This is a genomic window from Microcystis sp. M_QC_C_20170808_M3Col (genome assembly GCF_007095505.1).
Taxonomy (GTDB): domain Bacteria; phylum Cyanobacteriota; class Cyanobacteriia; order Cyanobacteriales; family Microcystaceae; genus Microcystis.
Window position 1 is genome coordinate 1 of the sequence record NZ_SFBY01000272.1, and the last position, 6476, is coordinate 6476.

The following is a 6476-nucleotide window of genomic DNA, read 5'->3' on the forward strand; positions in this document are numbered from 1 at the left end:
GCTCGACCCAATAAACGCTTGGGGAGAGAATACCTCTACTTTTTCAGAAGCAATTCTGTCTAAGCAAGTAATCTCTGTGAACCAAGAATCCCCGTCTCTTTAGAGCGGGGAGTGTCAATACCGAGGGAGATAGAAAGTCTGGCAATGGACGCGACTACTATTGGCAGTACAACGGACTTGACATCCTCACCGCACTGAAGTAGATCTTTTGGGCAATCTCCCATCTCCTAATCCCCAACCCCAATGAATAACCCCCCCGATAGTCCATTCAATTACACAGAAGCTTTTATTGCCCTAGGAACGAGTAATTTCGATCGCTCGGTGCAGTTTTATCGTCAACTGTTGCAACAGGAACCAAACCCCTACCTTGCCGCCGTTTATGCGGAATTTAGGCTGATTAACCTTAAATTAGGTCTTTTTTGCCCTAAAGAGTCCCACAGAGACGAATTTAGCGATTCTAGGGGCAGTGGCATGAGCATTTGTTTCGAGGTGGAGAGTCTCGAAAAAGCCCTCGATCATTTGAGCGAAATCGGCTATGGTGCTAGGGGAGAAATTAGCCAGACTTCCCACGGTCCGGAAATCTACATCTATGATCCGGATGGTAATCGTTTAATTTTCCATCAATCCACCGCTAAAACCAATCCTTTCAGGTAGGAACCTTCCGAGTGATAGATACTGGTGGGATGGTCCGCCGGTTGGCTTAAACGTGCTAAAATTCGCACTGGGCGAGCCGATTCAATGGCGGCAGCCATGACAGCACCCTGAAAATGTTCTTCGTTAACCACTTGGGAACAGGAAAAGGTGAAAATAATACCTTGCGGGCGAATTTTCTGGAAAGCTTGGTAATTTAATCTTTTATAAGCCATAACCGCCTGATGACGGGATTGGATACTTTTGGCAAAAGCGGGGGGATCGAGGACAATCAGATCGTAATCCTCCTGACAGTCGCGCAGGAAGTTAAAAACATCGGCGCTGTAGGATTGATGGGGAACTTCACCGAGATTATTCAGGGCGATATTTTTTTCGGTAAGATCGATCGCACCGTGGGAACTATCAACGGAATGGACTAGGGCAGCCCCCGCTTGCATAGCATAGACGGAAAAGCCGCCAGAGTAACAAAAAGTATTTAAAACCCGTTTATTCTGGCAATATTGGGACAATATTGCTCTATTTTCCCTTTGATCGAGGAAAAATCCTGTTTTTTGTCCTTTTTCCCAATCAATAATAAAGCGGTGGCCAGATTCTAACACCTCATCGCCAGTTTTTTGACCAAATAAGTATTTATTTTCGGAGATATGGGCGCTTTTCGCCAAAACCGCGGCACTTTTATCGTAGATTGCCCGTAAATTGTCAGCGTAGATAGTTTTCAGGCAATCGACAATCAGATCGAGACGTTGGTATAAAGCTAGGGAATAAGCTTGAATAACCGCCGTGCCATTGTACCAATCGACGATTAAACTGGGTAAACCGTCTCCTTCAGCGTTAATTAAGCGATAACAGTTAGTTTTCGGGTTATCGACTAAACCGATTTGTTGCCGCAGCTGATAGGCATTCTGGAATTTTTCGAGAAATAATTGAGCAATATCGCTGACTTTTTGGAAAGAAAGAATTTTAACGGCAATATTGCTAGGATTATACAGTCCAGTGGCTAGATATTCGCCCCGATCGCTATAAACCTCCACGATAGCACCCTCTTTGACTTCCCCCTCCATCTCTTTAATCGCTCCGGAAAATATCCAAGGATGGAATCGTTTAACGGCATCAATTTTATGGTTTCTCAGGATAATTTTCGCTAAATCTGGCATGGATAAAGAATCAGGGTTGATAGCTGACGACTACTAGACAATTCTATTATCCCCTGCCAGAAGCGCAAAACCATGGTTTGTTATCCCTCGATCGAGTGGCATCAAACCAAGTCCTAACAATCGAGGGATAATCAGAGGGAATTCTCGCCTATAATAAGTTAGATTTTAGCGATAGTCCCTCGACAAATGCCAAGAAAAAGTGATGCTGCCGGTGGTTTAAGTTTATGGTTCCAGCGTTTGGGGGCTGCTGGTTTATTAGCGGGACAAAGTTTTTTACATATTCTTAATGGCAAAATCCACCGGCGTAATACTCTTGAACAAATGAGTATTGTTGGGCCAGAATCCTTGACAATTGCCCTAATTACGGCTGCTTTTGTGGGTATGGTTTTCACTATTCAGGTAGCCAGAGAATTTATTTTTTTTGGGGCGGGTAGTTTTGTTGGGGGAGTCCTTTCCTTGGCTTTAACAAGAGAATTAGCCCCGGTTTTAACCGCGGTGGTGGTGGCGGGGAGAGTTGGCTCGGCTTTTGCCGCCGAAATTGGTACAATGCGAGTAACAGAACAAATTGACGCTTTATATATTTTAAAAACCGATCCGATCGATTATTTGGTCATTCCCCGGGTGATTGCCTGTAGTTTAATGTTACCCCTGCTCACTATTATCTCTTTAGTCACCGGCCTACTCGGTGGTTTATTTATTTCCGATAGTCTTTACGGTATTTCCTATTCCCTATTCTTACAATCAGCCCAAAATTTTCTGGAAACATGGGATTTAATTAGTTCTATGTTAAAGTCCCTAATTTTTGGGGTTTTAATTGCTATTATCGGTTGCAGTTGGGGTTTAACCACCACCGGCGGTGCTAAAGGAGTTGGTCAATCTACTACCACGGCTGTGGTAACTTCTTTGTTAGCGATTTTTGTGGCTAATTTTTTCCTCTCTTGGCTGATGTTTCAAGGGACAGGTAATGTGGAAATCGGCTAAGACAGTAATCAGTAATCAGTAATCAGTGATCAGTGCCAAGAAAACGGCAATTTTCTACTTAATACCGCTCACTAAAAACTCAAATCTGATCACCGATTACTGATAATTGTCTATTTTCAAGATTAGGATTTGTTCAAGGGATTGAGAGTAAGACAAGTTTTAATTAATTCCTCCACTCCCAGGACTGGATAAATAGGGACTCCTAACTGATTAATAACAGTTTCTAGGGTGAGATCATCTAAAAATACCGATTCCCCATGCTTGAGCATGAGGGAGGGTAATAAAACCCCATCCCCAAGATTTTTACCTTGTAATCCTTTGAGAATATCTTGCCCGGTTAATAAACCCGTAACCGTGATTTCCTGTCCCCAATAATCACTATTTAAAGCCACTAATTCCACGGTTAAACCCCGCCGATTATTTAACTGTTTAACTAGGGGTTGAAAGGCTTGTTCTACCGCATTTCCCACTACCCATATCAATCGTCTAGATGGAGTAATTTGAGCAGGTAATAACTTCTTTGCTGTCTTCTGAAAATCCCTAATAAATTGACGAATCGAGCCAACTCCGTTACCGATTTGGGGATAGTCTTCGTAGTGAGATTGAGGTGGTAAATCGACTCGGGCAATTAAAAACCATTCATCAGCTAACCACACCACATTACTGCCCAATTCTTGACAAAATTGTTTCTGTAAAGTTTGGACTTGTTCGATCACTTCTCGCGCTTTTTCTTGGCTAACGGGAATTAATTCATCTTCTTGGGGACGAAAGCGGGTTAATCCCACGGGAACTACGGCAATCGACTCCACACAGGGAATATCTCCCCGATGAAAAGAAACCAGATCTAACAGGGTTCTTTCGAGATGAATTCCATCATTAATATTGGGACAAACTACCACTTGGGCATGAATTTGTAATTGTCTGGCTTGTAGCCATTTTAAATGGTCTAAAATTTGACCAGCGCGGGGATTTTTTAAGAGACGAATTCTCAGATCGGGTTCCGTGGCATGAACGGACACAAAAAGCGGTGATATGTGCATCTTTTCGATCCGCTGCCATTCTTTTGAGGTGAGATTAGTTAAGGTTAAATAACTGCCATAGAGAAAACTTAAGCGATAGTCATCATCTTTATAGTATAAAGTTTCTCTTTTGCCCTCTGGTTGTTGGTCGATAAAGCAAAAAGGACATTTATTATTACACTGAATTAAGCCATCAAAAAGGGCAGTTTCAAACTCTAAACCTAAGTCTTCATGATAATCTTTTTCGATTTCTATCCGGTGAGTTTTGCCCTGACTATCAAGCACTTCTAGGGTTAAAAATTCATCGGCACATAAAAATTGATAATCGATTAAGTCCCGGGGACGATTACCATTGATAGAGAGGAGCGCATCCCCGATTTCAAAACCGACCTCGGCGGCGATCGAATCTGGGATGACACCACTAATTTTAGCTGGACTAATAGTTAATTCACTCATATTTTTAGGTCGCCATCCAATTATTTAACTGCATTTCGAGAGAGTCTTTGGCCTTGTCTCACTTTTGTCAAGCTAATTCTACAGCATGGCCGATTGTTTAGAGTTGTGGTGGCAAGAAAATCAAGCAATCTATCCAGGGTTAGAAGAATTAGTCATTGATTTAGACACCAGAAGCCGCCACTGGCAGCAACCGCAGCCAATTTATCAAAAGAATGGTAGACTTTGCCCGAAAAACGCAGTGGCAAATACGGCTCATCTACTATCCGCAAATGCCATAGTAAATATAATCCAATTGAACGGTGTTGGGCAGTCTTAGAGAACTATTGGAATGGGGCAATTTTGGGTTCAATTGATGCGGCTCTTAATTGGGCTTCTAACATGACTCGGAAGGGCATAAAGCCTCTAGTGCATTTGCTAGAAGGAACTTATGAAAAAGGGGTGAAGGTTTTGGCTAAAGAACTAGAACAATTGCAACCTTTCTGGCAGCGTTCTGAAGCTTCACCCAAATGGGATGTGACGGTTCTACCCTCCTAGCTAGCAGCTTATTTTTACGCAAGTCCCTTATCGGTGAGAGTTCGAGGTTATCTGCGTCCGGTTACTTTTCGGCAAATTGTTCCCAATTAAGAGAAGACTTGCGGGATTTTCGGGGTTGCCGATTTTTGCTTGATGGCTACCGGCAAAAGATAGCCACCGGCAATTATATCAATTTATCAAAGTTAGGAGAATCATTTACTGTTAATTGATAGCGATCAAGATTGGGAAACTATGATTAAAATAGGATCACCTTGAACTTTTCCTATTCCCCTTGAGTTGCTTGTCTAACCTGTTCGATCTCTAATTTTAAAGCCTGTGCTATCTGTTCAAAGTTTAATCCTAATGCCAATAAACGAGGAATAGAGGCTAATTTTGCCGCTAATTCACCTTCTTGTCGGCCTTCCTCCCAAGCTTCCTGATACACTTTAGTTTGTTTTAAATCGCTTAAACTAAACATCGCTTCTATCTCCTTTCTACTGACTTGGGGTAACTTATAAACCAAAATTGTCTCTATCAATTCTAAAAGTTCTTGCTGTTGTTTGACTGAGAGGGAATTCTTGTCTAATCCGTGGAATTAATTGTTTTCCCTGCTCGATCGCTCTTGCGGTTGGTGCTATAATTAACCATAAAACTCTAATAAACATGGAAGGCAATCAAACTCAACACCAAGCATAACCCTGGCACATTCGAGAGACGTTCTAGATGCAATAATTTACAATACGGGTTTTTATCATTGCTTTACCCTCAAGACATTTACCTTTAGTCAACTCATGCAAATTACTCTCAATCTTGATGACTCCCTTCTCAATGAAGCTTTTCAATTGACCAACCTTGCTAATCAAGAGGAGGTGATTAACTTAGCTCTAGAGGAGCTAGTGCGATCGCGCCGCAAAAAAAACCTTCTTGATCTTGCTGGAAAAATTCAATTTGCCCCAGATTTCGACTATAAAGCTCTGCGTGAGACTCGTCATGCTGCTGATTGATACATCAGTTTGGATCAGTATCTTCCGTGATCGCACAGGTCAAGGCCGACAAAAACTCGAAATACTGATTAACGGTCGTGACGTTTTCCTGACACGATTCACTCAGCTTGAACTGCTTCAGGGAAGTTTGAATGAAAAAGAGTGGACTTTGCTCTCTACCTACCTCGAACTTCAGGATTACGTTGAATTGGCGAATAATTCTTGGCAAGCAGCCGCGCGAATCTTCTACGATCTGCGCCGTCAGGGACTAACAGTTCGGAGTCCGATTGATTGCTGTATTGCCCAAGTCGTTTTAGATAATAATTTACTGTTGATTCATAATGATCGAGACTTTGAAACGATTGCTCAAGTGCGATCGCTGCCACACCTTCGTTTTCAACCTTGAACCCTCTAATTGTACTTGAAGGGTATTGTAAAGTTTCAATACAAATATAGTCAGATATAGTCAGCCATGGTAATATGTGAACACGAAACTATCGGACTAGGCAAAAAAACAGGAATAAGTTATCGAACGGCTTGGAGGTGGTGGAAACAAGGGAATTTAACAGGCTATCAATTGCCTTCCGGTACAACTATCATAACGGATAACAACCCTTCAAAACCCGACGCTGAGTTAAAAGACAACGGAGAATAATGTTAGTAGCAGAAAGACACATTATCAAGAAAGGACATAGATTTTGGGCGGAGATAGATAATTT

7 protein-coding genes and 1 pseudogene are annotated in these 6476 nt (G+C 42.1%); 5 read left to right on the plus strand and 3 right to left on the minus strand.

All coding sequences use genetic code 11. From position 1 onward, the window contains the following. Positions 1-243 precede the first annotated feature (243 nt). The gene (locus EWV84_RS12280) at positions 244-654 is read left to right on the plus strand and encodes a VOC family protein (RefSeq protein ID WP_287078212.1); all 411 of its coding nucleotides are present in this window, start codon (positions 244-246) and stop codon (positions 652-654) included. Here the strand turns inward: EWV84_RS12280 and EWV84_RS12285 are convergent. Then, positions 621-1805: a class I SAM-dependent rRNA methyltransferase gene (locus EWV84_RS12285; RefSeq protein ID WP_287078213.1), complete on the minus strand. Its 1185-nt coding sequence runs from the start codon at positions 1803-1805 to the stop codon at positions 621-623. The two genes, EWV84_RS12280 and EWV84_RS12285, sit on opposite strands and share 34 nt — an antisense overlap. A 186-nt stretch (positions 1806-1991) precedes the next feature. On the opposite strand from EWV84_RS12285, the gene EWV84_RS12290 reads away from it, so the two are divergent. After that, entirely contained in the window at positions 1992-2786 is a 795-nt protein-coding gene (locus tag EWV84_RS12290) for an MlaE family lipid ABC transporter permease subunit (RefSeq protein ID WP_287078214.1), read from the plus strand. 122 nt (positions 2787-2908) lie between these two features. Here the strand turns inward: EWV84_RS12290 and EWV84_RS12295 are convergent, their stop codons facing one another. Then, positions 2909-4261, minus strand: a complete 1353-nt coding sequence (locus EWV84_RS12295) for a TIGR03279 family radical SAM protein (protein ID WP_287078215.1) — start codon at positions 4259-4261, stop codon at positions 2909-2911. Between the two features lie 222 nt (positions 4262-4483). On the opposite strand from EWV84_RS12295, the gene EWV84_RS12300 reads away from it, so the two are divergent. Continuing rightward, positions 4484-4795: an ISAzo13-like element transposase-related protein gene (locus EWV84_RS12300; RefSeq protein ID WP_287078216.1), complete on the plus strand. Its 312-nt coding sequence runs from the start codon at positions 4484-4486 to the stop codon at positions 4793-4795. Positions 4796-5057: 262 nt separating this feature from the next. Here EWV84_RS12300 and EWV84_RS22890 read toward each other — a convergent pair. Beyond that, positions 5058-5442 (minus strand): annotated as a pseudogene (locus EWV84_RS22890) (DUF2887 domain-containing protein); the annotation flags it as partial. Between the two features lie 123 nt (positions 5443-5565). On the opposite strand from EWV84_RS22890, the gene EWV84_RS12315 reads away from it, so the two are divergent. Both EWV84_RS12315 and vapC read left to right on the plus strand, forming a co-directional pair. Continuing rightward, positions 5566-5778, plus strand: a complete 213-nt coding sequence (locus EWV84_RS12315; protein ID WP_286826087.1) for a type II toxin-antitoxin system VapB family antitoxin — start codon at positions 5566-5568, stop codon at positions 5776-5778. Beyond that, entirely contained in the window at positions 5765-6163 is a 399-nt protein-coding gene (gene vapC, locus EWV84_RS12320; RefSeq protein ID WP_287078219.1) for a type II toxin-antitoxin system VapC family toxin, read from the plus strand. Before EWV84_RS12315 ends, vapC begins: the two co-directional genes overlap by 14 nt. The last annotated feature ends 313 nt before the right edge of the window (positions 6164-6476 follow it).